The sequence below is a fragment of the Streptomyces sp. BE303 genome (genome assembly GCF_036290945.1).
Taxonomy (GTDB): Bacteria; Actinomycetota; Actinomycetes; order Streptomycetales; family Streptomycetaceae; genus Kitasatospora.
The window spans coordinates 1-399 of record NZ_JAQYWZ010000715.1; the positions used below are offsets into that span (position 1 = coordinate 1).

Annotated in this window: 1 pseudogene; it reads right to left on the minus strand. The window is 80.2% G+C overall.

The window, feature by feature from the left end:
* Positions 1 to 270: 270 nt before the first annotated feature.
* Positions 271 to 399 (minus strand): annotated as a pseudogene (locus PUR56_RS19895) (TetR family transcriptional regulator); the annotation flags it as partial.

The following is a 399-nucleotide window of genomic DNA, read 5'->3' on the forward strand; positions in this document are numbered from 1 at the left end:
AACAGTCCCGACCCCCCCCCCCTCACCACCCCCCCCAGCACCGCCCCAACCGGGTCCCGCCCCCAAGCCACCCCCCCCACCCCCCCGGCCCCCCCACCCGGCCCCCCCCCCCCCCCCGGCCCCCCCCCCCCCCCCCCCCGCCCCCCCGCCCCCCCCCCCCCCCCCCCCCCCCCCCCCCCCCCGCCCCCCCCCCCCCCCCCCCGCGGTCTTGACTGCTACGGCGCCCACCGAGTTCTTCTCCGAGAGAGCCCAGTTGGGGTCGGCCTTGACCTTGCCGGCGCGTCCGGCGACCGCGTCGGCGGCGCGGTCGGCGAGCTCCTCCAGGGCGAACAGAGCGATCCGGGTCTTGAGGTCGTGGGAGTTGCGGACGTGCGAGTACAGGCTCGCGACCTTGACGTC